The 514-nt window shown below is 43.6% G+C and carries 1 protein-coding gene; it reads right to left on the bottom strand.

Translation table 11 applies throughout. From position 1 onward, the window contains the following. Positions 1-151 precede the first annotated feature (151 nt). On the bottom strand, positions 152-514 hold a 363-nt coding region (locus tag BT797_RS23950; protein ID WP_211705600.1), incomplete at its 5' end, for a hypothetical protein.

The following is a 514-nucleotide window of genomic DNA, read 5'->3' as shown; positions in this document are numbered from 1 at the left end:
CGAAACAACTGACGGCAATTGAGCTGCAGACAAGCGTTATCGATAGCATCTTGCTTAGTTTCACATTCACCTACTTCTACAGTGCGAAGTTCGTGCGTTTTAGGATGCTCACGCATACTGCCACTTGGGCACAGTGCAATTGCTAAATACATCATCGCCATAACTCCACTGACTTAGAAAAATGCAAGGGATGTGTGCGTTCCCAATACTGTGCAATACAATCAGCTACACCTTGATAACCCAGATTGACCGCAACAAAGTACAGCGAACGCAGCGCACCAAGTGCTTGTAGTTCTTGTTCAGAAAAGGAATTGGTATTACCAACAACGCATACCCAAAATGAAGATAAAGTAATTAATACTGTTTTGCGGGGAAGCTGGGAGTGATTAAATGCCAGAGCAGGCATAACCAATGCGTCATAATCACCGGCATCAACAACTTCAAATAATGCAGCAATGTCATTAGCTCGCTCATCACTAACACCGAAGTCTTGGAGCGCACTAATCATTTCTTT

The organism is Moritella viscosa (assembly GCF_900120065.1).
In the GTDB taxonomy this organism is placed as follows: domain Bacteria; phylum Pseudomonadota; class Gammaproteobacteria; order Enterobacterales; family Moritellaceae; genus Moritella; species Moritella viscosa.
This window is presented reverse-complemented; position numbering and strand designations above follow the sequence as displayed.